We start from the raw sequence: 21,702 nt of genomic DNA, 5'->3' as shown, positions 1-21,702 counted from the left end.
ACAAAGTTAGTGACTGATCCGATGGCATCGAAATAAGATCAGCATCCGTGAAGTTATTTCTTATCAGGGTAACTGATTTGGGATCTGTACTCTTAAGAACAACAGAGCAACCTAAACTTGCCTTTATTTTATAATCTACTGAGTATTGAGCATCCTCTGTTGCATTAAAGGTGAATCTAGAACGCTTCAAAGTAGCTGCTGGAATACCCGCCAATGCACTTGCTGGATTAGACTTCCACTGGATATCATACAAGCTCTCTGGGATATTCACACTAAGGGTAAGAGGATTTCCCTTACAAACACTTGTTGCACTTACCCCTACCACTGGATTATCTAAGGTACCAAAATCTTGTACAGTGATCCATCTGTCTAAACAACCAGACTTAAATTCTACTTCATAGGTATCACTTCCGGTAAGTTTAGGCACATTATTGAACTGAGCATTATGATCCGTATCGCTCTCTTGACGTGTGATAGGTGCTATCTGTACGCCTGAACCATTCACTGCAATGGTCTTATTCCCTCCAGATACCTTATATAAGGTATAAGTAATAGGGAACTGAGGAGATGCATTGGCAGGAAGTTCCACCTTTACAATTCCTGAATTAGCATCACTCGGATTACACATGGCTACACTGGAAGCAGGTGCTACATCCGTTATATTTTTAATTTCAAAGGCTTTGTATATCTTTGTTCCAGCAGGAAAAGGCAAGTTTGAATACATATATCCATTTGCCTGTGCCACATTTCTATCTATAAGAGAATGCATACTAGCTCCCACTACCAATGCCAATAAGTACTTCCCTGGTGGTAGGTTGGTTACTGTGGCTGTATAGTTATATCTACTAGTATCTGAAAGGTTATCTGTCACTGTCAGTCGTGTAGAAGCTACCTGAGTACCCTCTCGTAAGTGGATTTTTGGATTTCCATTATCCAAATCCCTATAAATATACATCCATCCAAACCCTGCTGTATAATTCTTTAGTGTAGAACCTGTAAAGGTAACTGTTCCTTTAGAAGTTCCTCCTCCTGTAGCACAACTTGTAGTGGCTACCATATCCAAGGTATGAGAAGGTGAAGGTACCTCATTTACAGTAAAGCTTGAAGAAACAGCTGGACGACTTGGACATTGGTCTGAAAGGGTTATCTTATATTTACCTACAGGGACATCCATAAATTGATAAATATAATCAGTTCCGTTATTATTTCCTGGCCAGACTTGCTTTACATAAGGGAAAGTAACTGTATAGTTCCCTGCTAAGTTCCCAGGACCTGTAACATTCATTGTTACTTTTCCATTAATTACATTACCACTATTATCTAAGCGCTCTAGCTTTACTGTCAGTTTATTAGTCGCTGTAATAAATTTCAATCCTGTATAATCTGGATCTGAACTTCCTATATAAACTTTGTTTCCTGTAGGAGTTCGCTCCAAAGTTTGTGAAGGAGTTCCTCCTACTGAAATATTACTTATCAAATTAGCTAGTGGATTTATAGCATTTACTTGAGCGCTTGTAAAGTCTTGTGATTGGTAATGCTTACAATCCTTAGTAGTAGAGCCATCAAGTGATCCTGTAGCCCCTGCATACTCTACTTGATAGGTAGAAGCCAATGCATTCTGTACAGTTATGACGTGTTCATTATTATTTACTTCATTAAAATACCTGAACAAACTTCCACTTTGAGAGGTATTCCCTGCAGGAGGAGTAACCCAGGAACCTCCTACTTTTACTCTATACTTTATCCCTGCTGTATTACAAAAGCTATTATAATAAGCTCCCCTATATCCTGTTTGTAGATATGTTTTTAAGAGTACTACTTTGTCACAGGGACCCCCTCCCGATTTAGGACCTGTATATAGTAGTGTTACTGGGAGAGTTGTTGGGGGAGATACTGTATGGGTTGCTGTATGAGTTACATTATTGGAATCTTGATAAGTAACAGTAATCACATCTCCTACTCTTATTTGGGTTCCTACCTTATATACCATAGGATCCCACCAATTCCAAAAACCAAATTCGTTATTCCCATATACGTGATACTTTCCTACTCTATTTTTGGAAAGTGCTTCTGAATTAGTATACTGTATAAGAGGTAAAGTAGTTCCTCCTCGTTGTATCTGTACAGTAATCAGGAATGGATAATAATTAGGTCTTGCTCCCTCGTGTGTATAATCAGCCGCAAAAGCAAAATCAAACAAGTTACAATTAGTACAAGAGAGTGAAGGTACTAGAAAAAGTTTCAAAGCTCTTGAAGAATACCCATATGAGTATCCCATTTGTTTTGTTTTGGTACAACTACCATCAGTAACTTTTATGTTATACCTATTATTTCCTTCGAACTTTTGAGAACCTGAAGGAGTAATATAGGCTGTAGTGGAAGCTCCCGCTGCCTTATTAATGGATTGAGTAGCTACAGTAACTCCCGTATCGTGATTGGTAATAGTAACAGTAAAAGGTCCTGCACCTGCTTTAGCATTATCTATTTCAACTGTCACAAATCCTGAGGCTACACGGGAAGGTTCTGCTATCTTCTTCGGGCGCCAAGTGTCCAAACTTATATTCCTTACAAAAGAACCTGAAGCTGAATCTGTTATAACACTACGTACATTCTTAGGTTCAGTAATGCCACAACCCATATTACCTATTTCATCCGTAACTTCTACATCATATTTTGTATAAGGTTTGAGTCCTGAGACTTCCACAGGGGTGAGGTTACCCAACTTGTTAGTGGGTGCAGAGGTAGCTACAGGGGTGGTGCTTCCCTGTTCATAGAACTTAACCACAAAGGGACCTGCTCCATCCTTAATCTTAAGAGTTACTTTCCCGTTACTGGCACATTCTCCTGTAGCAGCTACTTGGGTTACATCCGTCATATCTACTGAAAAACGCACATAAGTAGCTATTACATTTACTGCCGTTTCAGTAGGGTGAGTATCAGAACCATCTGTCTTTATAATCTTCACCTTATAATTTCCTGAAGAGAGGTTCCTAAATTCTGCCTTACCTGTACTATCAAAAGCCTCTCGGGAGTTTTCCACTCCGTCACTATCAAAGAGGACAGCTCGGTAAGAAGTAATACAAGAAGCATCGGCAGAAGCTAAAGTGACTTTTACAGTTCCTCCACAAGCTGTATTGGTAGCTGTAACTCCATAGCCTACCCTACAATTCTGAGCCATTCCTATAAGAGAAGTAGCCAGAAGGGCAAACAGAAAGTATACATATTTTTTCATATCCCCACTGGAATTATTGATTTTCACTATCTTATAATTTTCATTGTTTTTCACAACAATTTTCTCGCGCAAATTTATAAATTATTATCAATATAGCAAGTATTTTTTAAGTTTTTTTTTCCACATAATTATTTTTTGTTTTTTTTGCTAAAAATAATCTATATATAGGGTCATATCCTCTAATAGAAGCCTATACACTTAAAGATTCTAGCTTGTAACAAATTTGCACTTAGTTAGTAAGAATTCTTAAGCCTCAGTGGCAAAAATTTTTATAAAGAAAATATAAATGACAAAAATTTTACGTAAGTATATATTTGATTTTCAATCTTATTTTCTTAGATAGAAATTTTAATGAGAATGTTCCTATTGTTCTACTTTGGAGGGAAAAGTCGGCAAGAGTGGAGTATGTGAGAGGAGGAGGTATAAATAATTATTTTGTTATACCTAACCGACATTATATTAAGAACGGTTTTATATATAATAAGGATAGAAAACCGCCCCCTTAAGGAGCGGTTTCCACTTTTTACTATGACAAATTTACCTATGAAATTCAGGGTTATGCTTCTCCTGCATTGGGGAAGCGAGGTTGTTCACCGAGCATATCTTTTTCGGAAATAGGCTGTTGCTCACTATCATATTGAGCAAGTTGCGTTTGTAGGATATTCATCAAATGCCTAGCGTGTATAGGAGATAATAATACCCTACTCTGTACACGTGCCTTGGAAAACCCTGGTAACATACTTGCAAAATCCAAAACAAACTCAGCATCGGTATGGCTGACAGCTATGATATTAGAATATACGCCAGAGGCTACTTTATCATCTACTTCTATATTAATCTCATTCTTCATTTCCTAGTTATTTAGATATACCTTTCTTCTTGTCTTACAAAAGACTATTCTGCTTAAGGTCTTTCTTAGCACCTACAAGTATATTTTCATAGCGTTTCATACCTGTACCGGCAGGAATACGATGTCCTACGATAACGTTTTCCTTGAGTCCGTCAAGGTAATCCACTTTTCCTTGTACAGCAGCTTCATTAAGTACCTTAGTAGTTTCCTGGAAGGAAGCCGCAGAGATGAATGATTTGGTTTGTAAGGAAGCACGGGTAATTCCCTGTAATACAGGAACAGCAGTAGCAGGAATTACTTCACGTGCAATCACCAATCGTTTATCTTGTCGCTTAAGCAAGGAATTTTCATCACGTAATTGTCTCATTGTAATAATCTGTCCTGGCTTAAGGTTCTCAGAGTCTCCAGCATCTTCTACTACTTTCTTTCCAAATAGTTTATCATTTTCCTCTATAAAGTCATCTTTATGTACCAATTGTTCTTCTAGGAAGAGAGTATCCCCTGGATCTTGGATTTCCACCTTACGCATCATCTGACGTACAATTACCTCGAAGTGCTTATCATTGATTTTCACCCCTTGGAGTCGGTATACTTCCTGTACTTCATTTACCAAATACTGTTGTACAGCAGAAGGTCCTTTAATACGTAAAATATCCTCAGGTGTTACAGAACCATCAGAAAGAGGCATTCCCGCACGTACATAGTCATTCTCCTGTACCAATACCTGATTGGAAAGTTTTACAGAATAGGTACGTTTTTCTCCAGTCTTGGACTCTACGAAGATCTCTCTATTTCCTCGTTTCACCTTTCCAAAAGAAACTACCCCATCTATTTCTGCCACTACAGCAGGATTCGAAGGATTACGTGCCTCAAAAAGTTCTGTTACTCGAGGAAGACCTCCTGTGATATCCCCTGACTTAGCAGACTTACGAGGAATCTTCACAAGAATTTTTCCTTCTTTTATTTTTTCTTTGTCATCTACCATAATATGCGCTCCCAGAGGCAAGGTATAAGAACGAAGGATATTTCCTTGCTTATCCTGAATATGCATTGTAGGAATAAGTCGCTTATTACGTGATTCTGAGATTACTTTTTCTTGGAAACCTGTTTGTTCATCTATTTCCACTTGGTAAGTAACCCCTTGCTCAATATTTTCATAGGCTATATTTCCAGAGAACTCAGAAATAATCACCGCATTATAAGGATCCCATTGGTTAATCACCTCTCCTTTAGCTACTCTATCTCCATTTTTCTTAAAGATGAAAGAACCATAAGGTATATTTGCTGTACTGAGAATCATACGGGTATGTGGTTCCAAAATCTTTACTTCAGAAGTACGAGAGATTACTACCTCTACAGGCTTACCTTCGTAATCTTCCCCACTTACTGTTTTGAGGTCATCTATTTCCAAGATTCCTTCATAGTGAGAGATAATCTTATTCTCTTCTGAGATATTTCCTGCAGTACCCCCCATATGGAATGTACGTAAGGTAAGCTGAGTACCAGGCTCTCCAATAGATTGTGCTGCTACGACACCGACAGCTTCTCCAATCTGTACCATTTTTCCTGTAGAGAGATTACGCCCATAACATTTAGCACAAATACCGTGTTTTGCTTCACAAGTAAGAGCCGAACGCACCTCTATAGTTTCAATAGGAGCTGCATTGATTTTTACCACATCATCTTCACGAATTTCTTCCCCTGCAGGAACAATTACTTCCTCATTAAGTGGATTGATAATATCATTCAGAGCTACACGTCCTAACACACGTTCTCCAAGTGATTCGATAACCTCTTCGTTCTTCTTAAGAGCTTGAATTTCTATACCACGAAGCGTACCACAATCATCTGTATTGATAATCACATCTTGAGAAACATCTACTAGACGACGAGTGAGGTATCCCGCATCAGCTGTCTTCAACGCTGTATCGGCAAGACCCTTACGAGCTCCGTGGGTAGAGATAAAGTATTCCAAGATAGAAAGTCCTTCCTTAAAGTTAGAAAGAATTGGGTTCTCAATAATTTCTCCCCCTCCTGCTGTAGATTTCTTAGGCTTAGCCATCAGTCCTCGCATACCTGTAAGCTGACGAATCTGTTCTTTAGAACCACGCGCTCCAGAATCCAACATCATATATACGGAGTTGAACCCTTGCCTATCCTCACTAATGCGCTTCATCGCCAATTCTGTAAGGCGGGCATTGGTAGAAGTCCATACATCAATCACCTGATTATAACGTTCGTTATTAGTGATTAACCCCATATTATAAGTATTGATGATTCCTTGTACTTGCTCATTAGCATCGGCAATCATCGCTTGTTTTTCCTGAGGAATAATAATATCCCCTAAGGAGAAAGAAAGACCTCCTTGGAAAGCGAACTTATATCCTATAGACTTGATATCATCTAGAAAATCAGCTGTACGAGGAATACTTGTACACTTAAGTACGTGTCCGATAATATCACGTAAAGATTTCTTTGTAAGTACTGTATTGATAAACCCTGCTTCCTTAGGCACTACTTCATTAAAGAGGACTCGTCCTACGGTAGTTTCTATAAGTTTTGTAACAATATTTCCCTCCTCATCCAAATCAGTTGTGCGTACCTTAATAGAGGCATTTAGGTGTACTTTTCTTTCATTATAAGCAATATTTACCTCCTCAGGAGAATAGAACACTGATCCTTCTCCTTTGATAGGCTCCTCTGGAGTACTCTTACGCATTTTGGTAATATAGTAAAGCCCAAGCACCATATCCTGAGAAGGCACCGTAATAGGCGCACCATTGGCAGGATTCAAAATATTATTAGAAGCTAACATCAGCATTTGTGCTTCTAGGATTGCTTCAGGTCCTAGTGGCAAGTGAACTGCCATCTGGTCACCATCAAAGTCAGCGTTGAACGCAGTACATACTAATGGGTGAAGACGAATCGCTTTTCCTTCAATTAGGCGTGGCTGGAAAGCCTGAATACCCAATCGGTGCAAGGTAGGAGCACGGTTCAGTAATACAGGATGTCCTTTGATTACATTCTCTAGAATATCCCACACTACAGGCTCTTTCTTATCTATAATACGTTTTGCTGATTTTACAGTTTTTACAATTCCTCTTTCAATGAGCTTGCGAATTACAAAAGGTTTGTAAAGCTCTGCAGCCATATTCTTAGGTAATCCACATTCATAGAGTTTCATTTCAGGCCCTACAACAATCACCGAACGAGCTGAATAATCCACACGTTTTCCAAGCAAGTTCTGGCGGAAACGACCTTGTTTCCCCTTAAGAGAATCTGACAAAGACTTGAGCGGACGATTGGCATCGGTCTTCACCGCTGAAGATTTACGTGTATTATCAAAAAGAGAATCAACAGACTCCTGAAGCATACGCTTCTCATTACGTAAAATTACATCAGGCGCTTTGATTTCTATAAGTCGTTTTAAGCGATTATTACGTATGATTACTCTTCGGTATAAATCATTAAGGTCAGAGGTTGCAAAACGTCCTCCATCAAGAGGCACTAACGGACGTAATTCAGGCGGAATTACAGGAAGCACCTTCATAATCATCCACTCAGGCTTATTCTCTCTATTCTTCTGAGAATCACGGAAAGCCTCTACGACTTGAAGTCGCTTAAGAGCTTCTGTTTTACGTTGTTTAGACGTTTCTGTATTTGCTTTATGGCGTAGTTCATAGGAAAGCGCATCAAGGTCTAGTCCCTGAAGGAGATCGTAGAGACACTCAGCCCCCATCTTAGCCACAAATTTATTAGGATCAGAATCCTCCAAATATTGATTTTCTATAGGAAGAGATTCCATTATATCCAAGTATTCTTCCTCGGTAAGGAAGTCCATTTTCTGTAGAGGTTCCCCTTCAATGCTTTTGGCAATCCCAGGCTGGATAACAATATATCGCTCATAATAGATAATCATATCCAACTTTTTGGAAGGGAGTCCTAATAAGTATCCGATTTTGTTAGGAAGGGAACGGAAATACCAAATGTGAGCAATAGGAACCACTAAGTTAATATGCCCTACACGTTCTCTCCTAACCTTTTTTTCAGTGACTTCTACCCCACAACGGTCACACACAATCCCCTTATAGCGAATACGCTTATACTTTCCGCAGGCACACTCATAGTCCTTCACAGGCCCAAAGATACGCTCACAGAAAAGCCCATCACGCTCAGGCTTATGGGTACGATAGTTGATCGTTTCAGGTTTGGATACTTCTCCACGAGAGACTGCCAAGATACTCTCTGGAGAGGCTAATCCGATTGAGATTTTATCAAATCTCATCACTGCATTTTTCTCTTTTACTCTTGCCATAGCATTGTTTTAAATAACAAATTTTGTTTCTTTTTGGAAAAAACGCACAAAAAGAGGAGGTTATACAGCAGTCCCTATATTACCTTCTCTATCTCTTTTTTCTTCTTTATATGTAAGAAAACCAAGCTTTTATATGTTCTAAATATATCAAAACAGTTCCCACTTGGACACCATTTCCAAATAGAGGGCAAATATACAACTTTCTTTTTAAAAAATCAAGTGTTTTCCTATTTATTTTTCAAAAAAAAAGAAAATATGCTTAAGAGAGGTACTCCTAAGCATATTTTCCCTATATAAATAATTAATAATGAGAAAATTAAAATATATTAAAGGTCGTACGTAAGAATACATACCTTCCATTAAGTCCGAACTGTGAAGTAGCTCGAGAATAGACAAACTGGTCATTATTATTATTTACCTTTACATTTTTCTCTGGATAGAGATCAAAGAGATTATTCACACCAAGAGTCAAAGAAGCTTTAGTAGTAAAATTATAAGCTATAGAAAGGTCTGTAATTACCTTACCACGAATCACCTGATGTCCTCTTTCATCAAAGATAAAATCCCCTACTTGGTCTGCAGGTCTGATAATATCAGGTCCTGTAGCCTTTCCATAATAGGTATTACGAAGGTAAGCACTCCATTTTCCTACGGTTAGGTTATGAGAAAGGGTTGCCTTAAGGCGTGGGATCACCTCTTCTAAGAGCACTCTAGAACGTTCTGAGAAGAATTTCTGTTCTAAGCCTGCGGCTTTAATGGCGTTAGGTGTATGAATATCCCCCACTTGTTGGGTTTTTGTAAGGTTCAAGGCAAAATCATTATTCAAAGAGAATTTTTTCCCTTGGTAAGCGTGTGTAATAACCACATCTACTCCTTTGGTTTCTACATCCACTGCATTAGCAAAGAATTGGACAGTGGTTACATTGGCTTGATCAAAGATTTGCCTAAGTTCATTCTCAGCAGGAGTACTTCCTGTAGGTTTAGAGAAAGCTTCTGTAAGGATAATACGATCATCTACACGGATAAAATAAGCATCCGCACTAAGAGTAAGCCCTGCCTTAGGCACTTTCACGGTAAAACCTGCACTTACTGACTTTGATTTTTCTTCCTTAAGGCTTTCTATCCCAAAGAGCTGAGCTGGACGAGAAATATTATTAAAAGTACCTGTTTCCTGTAGTACCCCATTGATTTGCAATGTATTAATATTTGTATAATACAGCTGGTGAATAGAAGGAGCTCGGAAACCTGTAGAAGCTGCTGCACGAAGATTCACATTAGGGAAAAGCTTCACACGAGTAGCGAGCTTATAGTTAAATGTATTTCCAAAATCAGAATAGTTCTCATAGCGGAGAGCAGCATTTGCAAGGAGCCAACGGGTAATATCTGTTTCAAATTCACCATAGCCTGCAATCACATTACGTGTCTGAGTCAAAGCACTTTCCTTTCTAAAACCTGGAAGTACCTGAGCTCCACCTGGAAGATTTGCCCCAAAGAAGTCTGTTACCTTCTCACTAGCAGGAGCTCCCAAATCAAGAACATCTCCCCTTCTATTATATGTAGCATAGGAATTTTCTGCTCCTGCTACTGTAGTATATGCCTCGTAACGTTGCTCTAGCCCAAAAGAGAGGTTAGACTTCTGGAAAAGAGCTATAGGACGAGAAAAATCCAGATTAATAGTATTCTGTAAGAAACGTAACTTTCCTGCATCAAAGTAAGAAGGAGAATCAAAACGCAAGCTAGTGTTCCCTGTCTGGCGGATAGTATAAGCAAACTCATTACGACCAAAAGTGTTACTTAAGTCAATATGCCACTTACCAGCCTCTCCCTTAATCCCTGCTGAAATAGAAGAATCCTGAATATCTGTGGTGATTTTAGGCAAATATCCATTAGGATGTAGTCCTGTGAAGGTACGTGCTTGGTTAGGACGGCGGAAAAACCCTCCTGCTTCTCCATAACGATAGCTCTGCCCTCCAAAAGCATATACTTCCCAGCGATCACTAATAGGCAAGGACACATTGAGGAAAAACTGTGTTCCTAGGAGTCCAGACTGCCCTACATGCATATTAAAATCCTTACGAGAAAGCCCTCGATAAGCAAGTTCTTGTTCTGTATAGTCCTGATTAAGAACAGTTCGCAAATCTGTAAGAGAGGAAGCTCCTTGTATCTGGCTTAGATAAGCGGGGCTAAAGTAATCCACTTCCTGCGCATAGGTTTTGATAAGCCCTAACAGACGAGGATCTGCATCAACATTGATATTTGTAAAATAACGAGAAAGATTATCATTATGATTCAAAGCTCGCTGTTCTATAGCGTTATAAGCATTGAAAATAGTTCCATCAAAAGTTCCTGCCCTATGAGTAGTATTGCGGAACTGAGCTGAGAAAGTCAGGTTCAGGAAGCCTCCTTTTTTACCTAATTCGGTTCCATAATTAATATCTAGCTGTCCTTGTCCTCCATCGAAATCACCTCGGTGATCTTTAGCCTTTGGTGTAAGATGCCCTCCAAGGCTAAGCTGTGTAGAGAGTCCTTTTTCTCTCTTAAGAGCAAGATTCATTACCCCTGCAATCGCATCAGAACCATACTGGGCAGATGCTCCATCTCGTAACACTTCTATTTTGGAAAGAGCAAAAGAAGGAATCGCATTGAGGTCTGTCCCTACAGTCCCTCTCCCTGGAGTTCCATTTACATTAATAAAAGCAGAAGTATGGCGTCTTTTTCCATTGAGTAGAACGAGTGTTTGGTCAGGACCTAACCCTCTGAGTTGGGCTGGATCCAAGTGGTCAGAACCATCAGAAACCACCTGAGTAGTAGAGGTAAAAGAAGGAGCCACACTATTGAGTATCTGGTTAATATTCACCTGTGGTTGTACTTTACTTGTTTTAGCCACATCAAATACATCTACTGGTACAGGACTATCCACCTTGGTACGTCCTCCCGCTCGTGAGCCTACAATAAGCAGTTCGGGGAGCTCTTCAGCATCATCTTCTAGAGTAATAGCTAAGGTTCTTTGCTTTCCTACTTTTATCTCCTTATTCTTAAAGCCTATATAAGAGAAGACTAGAACATCCTGAGGAGACACTGTAATAGTAAATTCTCCTTTTTCATTGGTAGTTGTTCCTCGAGAAGTATTTTTTATTATAATGGTAACTCCTAAGAGAGGTTCTTTCTCGTTATCAGTCACTTTTCCTTTGAGTGTTTGCCCTACTGCAAGGGTAGCTAGCAGAAGAAAGGCTAGCGTTAAGATTCTTTTTTGAATTTCTTTTCTCATTTTTTTAAGTTTAGGGGTTAATTATGTAATTTTATTTTCTATTTTGTAGGATTTCTTTCTTTTATCATAGAAAAATAAATAAGGAAAGCAATGACGTACATCATTGCTTTCCTTTTTATTTGATAACTATGGGCAAAAGAAATGAATAATGTCCTACTATGGGTAAGCCATTGTACAACACATCATCATATTTCTTTGGATATATTTCATTTCTATTATTTACTATTTTGTATTACGATGCAAAGATAGTAATTATTTTTAAATTAGCAAATAAAAAAAAATATTTTTTTTACATTTTCTATTTTTAATAGTTTAGAAACCTACTGCCGTATCATCTCCTCGGGGATCAGCTCCTCCTTCTAAGGAACCATCTTTTTCTACCAAGATAGCATCTACCTTACCGATAATGACAAAGTTTTCTTCCTTGGGCTTATAACCTTTAGCCTTAAGCTTAGCAACTACTGCAGGGTCGAAACCATTAGGCTCAAACATTACATCATCAGGAAGCCATTGATGATGAAAACGAGGCTTACTAACGGATTCCTGCATTGTCATTCCATATTCAAAAACATTCAAAAGACATTGTAGCACAGAAGTAATAATTGTAGAACCTCCAGGAGTTCCTATCACCATACGGAGCTTTCCATTTTCTTCTACTATAGTAGGAGTCATAGAGCTAAGCATACGTTTGTTAGGAGCAATAGCATTCTTCTCAGATCCTACCAACCCGTAGGTATTGGGTTCCCCTGGCTTAATACTGAAATCATCCATCTGGTTATTCAGGAAAAAGCCGCCTCCTTTTACATATACTTTAGAGCCATAATTGGTATTGAGTGTAGTAGTTACCGCTACGGCATTACCTTGTGCATCTACTATAGAATAATGTGTAGTTTCATCACTCTCATAACCCACAACTTTTCCGTGAGCAATTTCGCTGGACTTGCTTGCCTTATCCCAAGAAAAGCTACTCATTCGCTCTTTAAGATATTCTGGAGAAAGTAGGGTTTCTGTTGGAACTTTTACAAAATCAGGATCTCCCAAGTAATAAGCTCTATCAGCATAAGCCCGGCGTTCTGCCTCCACTAGGAGTTGTATGTATTTTTCTCCATTATGGGGATACTTTCCTATTTTATAAGGCGCTACCGATTTTAGAATCTGTGCCAAGCAAAGTCCTCCACTCGAGGGCAATGGCATAGAGGAAATAGTATAGTTCTTATAATTGAAAGTAATAGGGGTACGCCATTGAGAGTGGTAATTCTTTAAATCCTCAAGAGTCAGGATACCTCCTAATTCCTGTACATAATTGACCATACGACGTGCCGTTTCTCCCTCATAAAACTCTGCTCTTCCATTATCTCGGATGCGCTCTAGAGTTTGTGCCAATTCCTCATATTTAAAGCGTTCGCCTGCTTTCCATCCTTTGTCAAAAGGTGTTACATAATTATTAGCTTTCCTTATTTCTGCAACATTTTTTCCCATATAGAAATCAGCCTGTAAGGGTGTGATAACCACTCCATTACGCGCCAAATCAATAGCAGGTTGTATCAGTTCTGCCATTGGAAGCGAACCAAACTTCTTATGTACTTCAAAGAGAGCATCAATGGTTCCTGGTACTCCTATAGCCAAAGCTCCAAGGGTGCTTTTATCAGGAATTACTTTCCCTGTTGCATCCAAGTACATATCTCGGTGGGCTTTACTAGGCGCTTTTTCTCGGTAATCTAAGGCTCCTTTCTCTCCATTGGCAAGGCGATAGACCATAAAACCGCCTCCCCCGATATTTCCTGCATTAGGATATGCCACAGCCAATGCCAGTTCCGTAGCTACCATTGCATCAAAGGCATTGCCTCCTTTCTTGAGGATAGCAAGTCCTATCTGAGAGGCTTCTTCCTTAGCACTCACTACCATAGCGTGCTTAGCAAGTACTCCTTTGGATTGATTTTGAGCAACTTTTGAAGTAGTACAAGCGCCTAGAAAAAGAAGCAATCCTAGTAGTAAAAGATTTCTTTTCTGAATCATAGAACAATAGTTTTGAATTGATTGTGCAAATATAACGAATTTATTTCTATTTCAGAGGAAAAGCTCTTATTTTTTAATCTCAAAGACAATTTCTTCCAGATTCTTATCCCAAGTTACACGTGTTCCTATAAGCTTGCCCTTTTGAAAATAAAACTCAAACTGATCAACCTCATAGTAGCGATTCTTCTTTGTTTGTGGGATCCTGAGGTGATTCCCCTTGAGTGTCCAAGAGCGGGTATCCTTGCGAAACACCTGTTTGGTCACTCTATCTTCCTCTTTTACAATTACTTGTTTCTTTTCAAAAATAAGATAGAGATTCACTTGTGGGTGCTGCTCGTTGCTATGCTTATAGAGAGGTTCTCCATTGATTTCAGGGGTATATTGTGTAACATCTGCTACGAAAGTCTTCCCTATGAGGTCATCCTTTGTCATTTGTCCTCTTACAAAAAAAGAACTCAGGAATGTAATGAGTAGTAATAGTTTTTTCATATTTTTAATCTTTATAAGCATCGGGATACTTCTTTCTAATCTCTTGGATATATTCGTCCCAACCATATTTATAATACTCAGGGGCAGGGGAAAATTCTCCTGCACCCATATCCAAATCACCTGCACAGGGAACACGATAGTGCCCCCAACTCACTTGCTGAGACTTATGTGTTTGCTTGCTTGTCCAAGTCCCTATATAGGCATTATTCAAGTAAGGATCTGCTATGAGATAGCCATCATTATATTCTATCTTTCCCTTTTTGGAGAGAAACCACCATAAGAGTACTTTACCCTTGAATACCCCAGTGGCTGGGAGGTCTTCATATTCGTCCAAAATGAAATCGCCCACGGCCACGCCTTCCTCCTGTACACCACTATTTTCTGTGTAGAGATCATTTGTGGTATCTTCTGGTTTGCCTGAGATAAGTTGGGTAAGGGTTATACTCCCCTTGAATTGCCTGACATTCTTCCCCACTCGTGTTTTCCCCGCTATTTCATACACCAAAGGATTCTGAGGATTGCGCTTAGCAGAAGAAATCAAGACCACTAAGCGTTTTTTATGAACCCCTATAGCCCCTAAATAATCTGTACTTTGATTGAGAATAACGGAGGAGAAGTCCGCCTTCTGAATATCTATCTTGGAGGGATAGGTTTTGTCATAGAAGAGGGTCATTTTGCTTAATACATCCTTATAGGTACAAGGCTGTGCCATAGCTGAAGAGAACAAAACGAATAGCAGAATAAAAGTCACTTTTTTCATATCTATAAGTTTAAAAAAGGGATAGAGTCTCCCCTATCCCTCTTGGTAAATATTTTTGACTTATTTCATCGCCTGAATAATGGAGATAAAATCATCTGCTACAAGGGCAGCTCCTCCTATGAGGCCTCCGTCTACATCAGGATTAGCAAAAAGAGAAGCCGCATTCTTGGCATTACAGCTGCCACCATATAGAATAGTGAGATTATCGGCCACTTCCTTGCCATACTTATCCGCTACGGTCTTGCGGATAAAAGCGTGTATCTCTTGCGCTTGCTCAGGAGTAGCTGTCTCACCCGTACCAATAGCCCATACTGGTTCGTAAGCAAGTACAATATGCTTCCAAGCATCCTCAGGTAAGTGGAAAAGAGCTTTTTCTATTTGGCGCTGCACCACTTCAAAGTGTTTCTCTGCCCTACGTTCGGCAAGTTTCTCCCCTATACAGAAGATGATACGGAACTGATGAGCAAGGGCAGTATCTACCTTTTTGGCGAGACTTTCGTCCGTTTCATTAAAGTACTCACGACGTTCGGAGTGTCCTAAGATAGTGGTTCTAACCCCTATAGCCTCAAGCATAGAAGCGGATACTTCTCCAGTGAAAGCCCCTTTTTCAGCAAAGTGCATATTCTGTGCAGCTACCACAATAGGACTCCCTTTTGTTTTTTCCACTGCTAAAGCCAGATTCACAAAAGACGGGGCTATAATCACCTCGGCCTTAGTCTGTGGGAGCTTCTGTAGCAAAGCGGCAATGAGCTCTGCGGATTGCCCCGCATCATTGTTCATTTTCCAGTTTCCTGCAATTATTTTTTTTCTCATAAGTCTGTTATTAATAGAAATTTATTCTTATCATAATTAAGGTGTAAAGATAAGAATTTTTATTGAAAAAAACGAGAGAAATAGGCAAAATAATTTCCATTTTTTTTGCTGAAAATTCCTTATTTTTGCGACCAAATATTATTAACTTTTTATATATGAATTTTCCAGAAGAACTTTATTACACTCCAGAGCACCTATGGGTGAAGAAAGAAGGTGAATTATTCTATGCAGGAATTACAGACTTTGCTCAAAGTGAGCTTAGTGACATTGTATATGTAGAGGTAGAAACCTTAGGAGAAACTCTCCCAAAGGACAAGGTATTTGGTACTGTAGAAGCTGTAAAAACCCTTTCAGATCTCTTTATGCCCCTTTCAGGAGAAATTATAGATTTTAACAAAGACCTTGTAAGAAAGCCTGAAGAAATTAATAAATCTCCTTATGAAGCTTGGATTATACAAATAAAACCCTCTGACCCAAGTGAGTTAGATACGCTCCTAAAAGCAGACGAATATAGGAAACTTATAGGGATGTAATACCTAATGGTTATCAAGAAGATACATTTGCCTTACCTTTTTGAAGAGTTCGGAAGAATACACAAAATCAGTAACCGCTTCATTATCAGTTCTGAATATTGTCTCTTTGCTTCCTTCCCATTCTTTATAACCATTCTTTAAGAAAATAATCTGCTCTCCAATCTCCATCACAGAGTTCATATCGTGAGTATTAATAATCGTAGTGATATTGAACTCTTGTGTAACTGAGTGGATAAGGTTATCTATGACTATTGCTGTCTTAGGATCGAGCCCAGAATTGGGTTCATCACAGAAGAGATATTTAGGAGCATTCACCACTGCACGTGCGATAGCTACTCGCTTTTGCATACCTCCTGATATTTCAGAAGGCTTCTTGTGATGTGCATTGACTAGATTCACCTTTTCCAATACGAAATCCACACGATCCTTCATCTCTGATGGTGAAAGTGAGGAAAACATTTGCAAAGGGAACATTACGTTCTCCTCTACTGTCATTGAGTCAAAAAGAGCACTTCCCTGAAAGACCATTCCCATCTCTTGTCGGAGCCTTCGGCGTTGTTCTTTATTCATATCGGCATACTTAACCCCATCATAGATAATATTCCCACTATCAGGAGTGTGAAGTCCCAGTAGTGTCTTGAGGAAGACCGTTTTACCTGAACCGCTCTGCCCAATGATAAGATTCGTTTTACCCTTGTGAAATGTAGCTGAAATTCCTTTAAGAACTTCCACTCCTTCAAAAGATTTTTTTATATCCTGAACAACAATCATTTACGTAAGAAGAATTTGAGTAATAATAAAATCAATAATAATAATCGCTACACTCGTCCATACAAAAGAAGTAGTACTAGCTTTGCCCACATCCAGTGCGCCCCCTTTCATATAATAGCCGTGATAAGCTGGAATAGTTGCTAATACAAAAGCAAAAATAATACTTTTGATAAAGGCATAAGTAATGTCAAAAGCGCGGAATTGTAGCTTAAGCCCTTCCAAGAACTCTGCTGAGGTAGCATAATGTCCCATTGTAGCGGCTATATAGCCTCCATAGATACCCAGAGCCATCGCCAAGGAAATCGCAAAAGGATACAAAAGCAGCGCTATAATCTTCGGGAATATAAGGTAATTCAAAGAATTAACTCCCATTATATCCAGAGCATCTATCTGTTCAGTTACTCTCATCGTTCCTATGCTAGAGGTAATAAAGGAACCTACCTTTCCCGCTACAATAATAGACGTAAAAGTAGGTGCAAATTCCAAAACAATTGTTTGCCGTGTAGCAAAACCTATCAAGCTCTTAGGAATAAGAGGATTATCAATATTCAACGCCATTTGGATGGCAATTACCGCCCCAACGAAGAGGGATATAAAGGCTATTATTCCTAAAGAACCAAACATAAGGTCATCTATTTCTTTCATAATGAGCCTCTTAGTCATTGACCATTTTGTTCTCTTACGAAAGACTTCGTATATCATTAGGAAATAACGCCCTATGGCTTCTAAGTGTTTCATCTTAACTTTTGAAAGGGCAAAGATACGCAAAAATTATACAATAGAAATTGAATCTATTATTTTTTTATGTAAAAATAGTTCTATCAGCACGTTTGAAATATTTCTCCTTTATCTCTTAATCTTCCCCTCCTATACATATTAATTGTAAATGTTTATCTAAAGCTTTTTTAGCACTAATATATAAAGAATCCAAAAAATAATTATTTTTTAGGCTGTCATTTTTTTGTATCTTGTCTATCTCTTCTATCAGTTCTTCAATTTCCTTTTTATACAAATTGACATCTTCACTATAATCTTCTAATTCTCTAATTATAGGAAAGAGTAATTTTAACTCCTTCAATGTTCTAAATAAATTGATATGTTCTGTTTTATTAAAAATATATAATTCTATAAAATCAGATAATTTATCAATATCATTCCCAATAAATATTCTATAGCTCATTATTTTTTATTTAGTTTTGTAAAACTTCAGGTGATAGATCTCCTCCTACAAAGGTTGTTCTCCCTTTATAGTAATAGGTAGGGGCTTGTTGGAGTTGGCTGTTTTTGTATTTTCTATTCCTCTTGCTTTAACAACCCATCTGATATATTACCTACTGCCAGCGTATATTATTCTTAGAGAGAAAATTCTTAAATAATGAATAAGGGACAGGTTGTAACTCAAAAAATAATTCTTCTTTATGATCTGTTTCTAAATCAAAAACATCTTCATTCACAATATAGTATTTGTTTGCAAATTCTCTATCTATAATTGTTTTATATCTATCACCTAAAAAAGTAAAAGTTATAGCCATAATCTCCGAATCTTCTATTTCTACATTATTAATGATACATTCTGCAATTTTAGGAGATACAAAAAAAGCTAAATCTTTTCTATATAAAAAGTATGCCATACTAAAAACCTAATTCTTTTAAATATTTCATTTGCCTAAAGGAGATTTAGGAATATTTACCCCTCCTTCTCCTCTGCTGGTGCGAGCTTGCAGCTCGTACCTATTATACTAAGAGCTTGTAGCTCTCATAAAGAGTCAAAGGCACTACTGAGTAGTAGGCACAAACTGTAAGAAATACCCCAATAAGGGAAAATCTGTGGGCGATTTCTGTTATACTGAACTCATGTTATTTAGAGCACATTATAGGCTTAAAAAACGCTTTTCTCTATGGTGGGTAAAGCGAAATAGTAGGGTATTTCTTTTATATTGTGTTGATTTTAAGGGTATTGAAATTTTAACAACACATCTGATACATTACCCTTTTTTGCTTTAACAAGACATCTGATACATTGCCTAAAACATCAGATACATTATTTTTTTAGACACGATTATAATCCATTTCATCTAATAAATCTGCTATTTTATCAGCTCTATCACGAGATTCTTCATTGTTATTCTCCCCTTCTTCATAATACTTGACAAACAAACTTAGCAGTTTAGACTTAATTTCTTTATCGGAAATATTCTTACCCCTTGCTAAAGCAACCATATCTCTCATTGGTTGAAAAGAATTTAATTCTTTTGTTGAATCTAAAGATTTTACTACTTCTTCTTCAAATGACATAACATTACAATTTAGAACAATTATTCCATTCCTTTTCTTGTCGAAGCTATTCGCTCTCCTAATTCGCCCCGCTGGCGCAAGCTTGCTGCTTGTGCCCAATTCACAATTCATAATTCCCCTCACACTATTTAGAGCACATTATAGGCTTAAAAAACGCTTTTCTCTACGGTGTATAAAGGAAATTGAGCTTTAATTATTCTGTATTGTGTTGATTAGTAAATTGTTAGAATTTCAACAACACAGCTGTAACATTATTATCATTCTTGATAATCTATAATATCACCAAAGTGTTGATATAACTTTTTAATTATAGTTTCTTCTGGAACTCCAAGAGTAAGTAAATCATAAGAAGCATATTCTATTATAAGCTCGCTATCTTCTACCCCTCCTACAAAGAAACATATAAATAAATCAAACAACTTTTTTTCTACTTCTGACATTTCTTTAAAAGTCTTATATTCCAGTAAAGTACTTGAGATTTTTTTATTCAAAGTAACTGAATTATTCAGAAACTTTTGATTGTCATTCTCAATATTAGCTATTTGATATTCAATTTCTTCTATTGATATTGGGAATATAGAAAAATTTATTAAATGGAAAAATTCTGAGATAAATAACACTTCTTTTTTCAAAAAAGCGATATTTTCTGTTACATATTCATTCCAATAGTCTGTTATTTTATCAATTAAATAATCTAATCTATTTGTTTCCACAGTCCTTATTTTTGTCTTTTTACGCTTAATTTTTTTAGTATTAGTTTATAAAAGTAGCACGTTTTTGCAGGATCCCCCCCACTGATGTGACTCGCGTCAGCGAGGGGAATTCTTAACAACACAACTAAAACATTACCCTTTTCTATTTTAAAACAACAAAATACCAATTTTTGGGATATTCTTTTTCAATCATACTAAAAAGTAATTTAAAGTTGTTAGAACGTTTTTGGGTAAGTATTTCATAAAAATAATTATGGCAAATACAGCAAGCTCTCTGCTTTTGAGACACTACACCATAAAAAATATCTTTTTCATTCTCAATATAATACCATTGCCATTCATATTTAGCATTTATCAAGTTACCGAAGAGAGACCCGAATTTATAAGCATAGTCTTCCTCTAAACTATTATCACTATTATTTTCTATGAAATTATCTACAAATATATTCATTTTATTTAAGATATCAATGATATTTGATTCATCAGATAAGTTTAATAATTTTAGAGCCTCGTTAGATAAGCGATTTATTTCATCCCTTTCTTCCTTGTTAATAAGTCTTACATTTTTTACATTCATATTTATCCCATTTTATTACATTTGATATGTCCCATCGGAACCTTACCCTTTTTTCAAACGTTCTTTTACTCGAATATGTTCTTCTCCTAATAGATGAATCAGTTCTTCTGTTGAATAATCTTTTAAATATTTAATTTTTTCATAAGGTTCATAATTAGGTAATAAGTGCTTTATAAAAGATTTTTCAGGAGCTTCATCTACATCAGGGTCACAGTCCCAAGGATATAATCCAAAAAAGGGATTTAAAAATGAATGAGGGTCTGTGGAGTAATTATTGTAATGACCTAACTTAAGAATATTATTTTTGTATATAATATCTATTTCAATATTTTTTTCTCCTAACAAAATCCATCCATATATCCAAGGTTTTGAATTTATTGTTGCTATTGCGAATGGGGAAGACATATCTAAATGATACCATTTTTCTATTATCTCTTGTAATGAATTGTATTTATAATTAAAAAAGGTAAATGTATCAAAGGATTTGTTCTTCCCAAAAATATATTTATTATATAGCTGGGCTATCGTATAACTACCATCTGATAGAGGTATTGCATATACCTCCCCTTCTTTTAAGATCTTTTTATTCATAACTATTTTTTTCAATACCCCCGCTGGTGTGAGCTTGCAACTCGTACCCGAATATTACCAAACATTAGTCTTTATATTTCCAAATTAATTCCTTCTAATAAATCGATATCTTCTAACATATTATATTCTCTTTCTAAATCAACATTATTAAACAAATACATATTATCTTCATATCTTGGTGTATCATAGCCATTTATGAAATTCAGAAAAGAAAAAATTTTTTTATCAATACACATACACTGCTGATCTTTCTTATCTATAATATTTAATAATTTTTCAGCCTTAGAAGATATTTTGCTCCTAGTTCCGTTTATATCATAAATTTGATTATTATCATTTTTTAGCTCTTGATAAAAGTCTATCAACAATTCTTTTATTCTCATATAACTTAATTATTTATTATTAGAGATTTTATTACGAGTTATATCTTCTTTTGTACCAACATAATTGCCATTTTCATCAAACAGATAATGAATAGC

At 37.1% G+C, this 21,702-nt stretch carries 18 protein-coding genes; 1 reads left to right on the top strand and 17 read right to left on the bottom strand.

Translation table 11 applies throughout. The features are described 5' to 3' along the window. The 8 genes from RYK20_RS08760 to tpiA all read right to left on the bottom strand — a co-directional run. The coding region (locus RYK20_RS08760; protein WP_314895149.1) for a hypothetical protein at positions 1 to 3,259 on the bottom strand (3,259 nt) is incomplete at its 3' end. Positions 3,260 to 3,788: 529 nt separating this feature from the next. Continuing rightward, positions 3,789 to 4,082 (bottom strand): DUF3467 domain-containing protein, encoded by a 294-nt coding sequence (locus RYK20_RS08755; RefSeq protein ID WP_297978260.1) that lies wholly within the window; start codon positions 4,080 to 4,082, stop codon positions 3,789 to 3,791. Positions 4,083 to 4,116: 34 nt separating this feature from the next. Continuing rightward, entirely contained in the window at positions 4,117 to 8,397 is a 4,281-nt protein-coding gene (gene rpoC, locus RYK20_RS08750) for a DNA-directed RNA polymerase subunit beta' (RefSeq protein ID WP_297978259.1), read from the bottom strand. Between the two features lie 316 nt (positions 8,398 to 8,713). After that, entirely contained in the window at positions 8,714 to 11,665 is a 2,952-nt protein-coding gene (locus RYK20_RS08745; protein WP_314895148.1) for a TonB-dependent receptor, read from the bottom strand. Positions 11,666 to 11,977: 312 nt separating this feature from the next. Beyond that, the gene (gene ggt, locus RYK20_RS08740; RefSeq protein WP_314895147.1) at positions 11,978 to 13,681 is read right to left on the bottom strand and encodes a gamma-glutamyltransferase; all 1,704 of its coding nucleotides are present in this window, start codon (positions 13,679 to 13,681) and stop codon (positions 11,978 to 11,980) included. A 66-nt stretch (positions 13,682 to 13,747) separates the two neighbouring features. Then, positions 13,748 to 14,170 carry a hypothetical protein gene (locus RYK20_RS08735; protein ID WP_314895146.1) on the bottom strand — a complete coding sequence of 141 codons (423 nt, stop codon included), beginning with the start codon at positions 14,168 to 14,170 and terminating at the stop codon, positions 13,748 to 13,750. A 4-nt stretch (positions 14,171 to 14,174) separates the two neighbouring features. After that, positions 14,175 to 14,930 carry a hypothetical protein gene (locus tag RYK20_RS08730; RefSeq protein ID WP_314895145.1) on the bottom strand — a complete coding sequence of 252 codons (756 nt, stop codon included), beginning with the start codon at positions 14,928 to 14,930 and terminating at the stop codon, positions 14,175 to 14,177. 60 nt (positions 14,931 to 14,990) lie between these two features. Then, positions 14,991 to 15,743: a triose-phosphate isomerase gene (gene tpiA, locus RYK20_RS08725; protein WP_314895144.1), complete on the bottom strand. Its 753-nt coding sequence runs from the start codon at positions 15,741 to 15,743 to the stop codon at positions 14,991 to 14,993. Between the two features lie 155 nt (positions 15,744 to 15,898). Here tpiA and gcvH point away from each other — a divergent pair, with 155 nt between their 5' ends. Continuing rightward, positions 15,899 to 16,276 carry a glycine cleavage system protein GcvH gene (gene gcvH, locus RYK20_RS08720; protein ID WP_314603769.1) on the top strand — a complete coding sequence of 126 codons (378 nt, stop codon included), beginning with the start codon at positions 15,899 to 15,901 and terminating at the stop codon, positions 16,274 to 16,276. 3 nt (positions 16,277 to 16,279) lie between these two features. On the opposite strand, the gene RYK20_RS08715 is transcribed toward gcvH, so the two are convergent. From RYK20_RS08715 to RYK20_RS08675, 9 genes are all read right to left on the bottom strand, one after another. Beyond that, on the bottom strand, positions 16,280 to 17,047 hold the full coding sequence (locus RYK20_RS08715; RefSeq protein ID WP_297978252.1) for an ABC transporter ATP-binding protein: 768 nt from the start codon (positions 17,045 to 17,047) through the stop codon (positions 16,280 to 16,282). Continuing rightward, positions 17,048 to 17,785: an ABC transporter permease gene (locus RYK20_RS08710; protein WP_297978251.1), complete on the bottom strand. Its 738-nt coding sequence runs from the start codon at positions 17,783 to 17,785 to the stop codon at positions 17,048 to 17,050. It lies immediately after the preceding gene. Between the two features lie 115 nt (positions 17,786 to 17,900). Further along, a complete protein-coding gene (locus RYK20_RS08705) occupies positions 17,901 to 18,227 on the bottom strand; it encodes a hypothetical protein (protein WP_314895143.1) in 327 nt (108 codons plus the stop codon). 151 nt (positions 18,228 to 18,378) lie between these two features. Further along, complete coding sequence (locus tag RYK20_RS08700; RefSeq protein ID WP_314895142.1) at positions 18,379 to 18,678, bottom strand: hypothetical protein; 300 nt, start codon at positions 18,676 to 18,678, stop codon at positions 18,379 to 18,381. 418 nt (positions 18,679 to 19,096) lie between these two features. Next, on the bottom strand, positions 19,097 to 19,342 hold the full coding sequence (locus RYK20_RS08695; RefSeq protein ID WP_107782907.1) for a hypothetical protein: 246 nt from the start codon (positions 19,340 to 19,342) through the stop codon (positions 19,097 to 19,099). A gap of 257 nt (positions 19,343 to 19,599) precedes the next feature. After that, entirely contained in the window at positions 19,600 to 20,055 is a 456-nt protein-coding gene (locus RYK20_RS08690) for a hypothetical protein (protein WP_314895141.1), read from the bottom strand. A gap of 142 nt (positions 20,056 to 20,197) precedes the next feature. Further along, entirely contained in the window at positions 20,198 to 20,632 is a 435-nt protein-coding gene (locus RYK20_RS08685; RefSeq protein WP_314895140.1) for a hypothetical protein, read from the bottom strand. Between the two features lie 42 nt (positions 20,633 to 20,674). Beyond that, on the bottom strand, positions 20,675 to 21,223 hold the full coding sequence (locus tag RYK20_RS08680) for a hypothetical protein (protein ID WP_314895139.1): 549 nt from the start codon (positions 21,221 to 21,223) through the stop codon (positions 20,675 to 20,677). Between the two features lie 71 nt (positions 21,224 to 21,294). After that, positions 21,295 to 21,606 carry a hypothetical protein gene (locus RYK20_RS08675; RefSeq protein WP_314895138.1) on the bottom strand — a complete coding sequence of 104 codons (312 nt, stop codon included), beginning with the start codon at positions 21,604 to 21,606 and terminating at the stop codon, positions 21,295 to 21,297. Positions 21,607 to 21,702: the final 96 nt, after the last annotated feature.

The sequence above is a fragment of the uncultured Capnocytophaga sp. genome, assembly GCF_963525585.1.
GTDB lineage: Bacteria > Bacteroidota > Bacteroidia > Flavobacteriales > Flavobacteriaceae > Capnocytophaga.
This window is presented reverse-complemented; position numbering and strand designations above follow the sequence as displayed.

Coding starts and splice junctions, on each gene's coding strand:
- RYK20_RS08730 (WP_314895145.1), bottom strand. CDS start 14,930: ATGAAAAAAGTGACTTTTATTCTGCTATTCGTTTTGTTCTCTTCAGCT.
- rpoC (WP_297978259.1), bottom strand. CDS start 8,397: ATGGCAAGAGTAAAAGAGAAAAATGCAGTGATGAGATTTGATAAAATC.
- RYK20_RS08700 (WP_314895142.1), bottom strand. CDS start 18,678: ATGGCATACTTTTTATATAGAAAAGATTTAGCTTTTTTTGTATCTCCT.
- RYK20_RS08705 (WP_314895143.1), bottom strand. CDS start 18,227: ATGAGCTATAGAATATTTATTGGGAATGATATTGATAAATTATCTGAT.
- RYK20_RS08685 (WP_314895140.1), bottom strand. CDS start 20,632: ATGAATGTAAAAAATGTAAGACTTATTAACAAGGAAGAAAGGGATGAA.
- tpiA (WP_314895144.1), bottom strand. CDS start 15,743: ATGAGAAAAAAAATAATTGCAGGAAACTGGAAAATGAACAATGATGCG.
- RYK20_RS08715 (WP_297978252.1), bottom strand. CDS start 17,047: ATGATTGTTGTTCAGGATATAAAAAAATCTTTTGAAGGAGTGGAAGTT.
- RYK20_RS08745 (WP_314895148.1), bottom strand. CDS start 11,665: ATGAGAAAAGAAATTCAAAAAAGAATCTTAACGCTAGCCTTTCTTCTG.
- RYK20_RS08680 (WP_314895139.1), bottom strand. CDS start 21,223: ATGAATAAAAAGATCTTAAAAGAAGGGGAGGTATATGCAATACCTCTA.
- RYK20_RS08735 (WP_314895146.1), bottom strand. CDS start 14,170: ATGAAAAAACTATTACTACTCATTACATTCCTGAGTTCTTTTTTTGTA.
- RYK20_RS08755 (WP_297978260.1), bottom strand. CDS start 4,082: ATGAAGAATGAGATTAATATAGAAGTAGATGATAAAGTAGCCTCTGGC.
- RYK20_RS08695 (WP_107782907.1), bottom strand. CDS start 19,342: ATGTCATTTGAAGAAGAAGTAGTAAAATCTTTAGATTCAACAAAAGAA.
- RYK20_RS08710 (WP_297978251.1), bottom strand. CDS start 17,785: ATGAAACACTTAGAAGCCATAGGGCGTTATTTCCTAATGATATACGAA.
- RYK20_RS08675 (WP_314895138.1), bottom strand. CDS start 21,606: ATGAGAATAAAAGAATTGTTGATAGACTTTTATCAAGAGCTAAAAAAT.
- gcvH (WP_314603769.1), top strand. CDS start 15,899: ATGAATTTTCCAGAAGAACTTTATTACACTCCAGAGCACCTATGGGTG.
- ggt (WP_314895147.1), bottom strand. CDS start 13,681: ATGATTCAGAAAAGAAATCTTTTACTACTAGGATTGCTTCTTTTTCTA.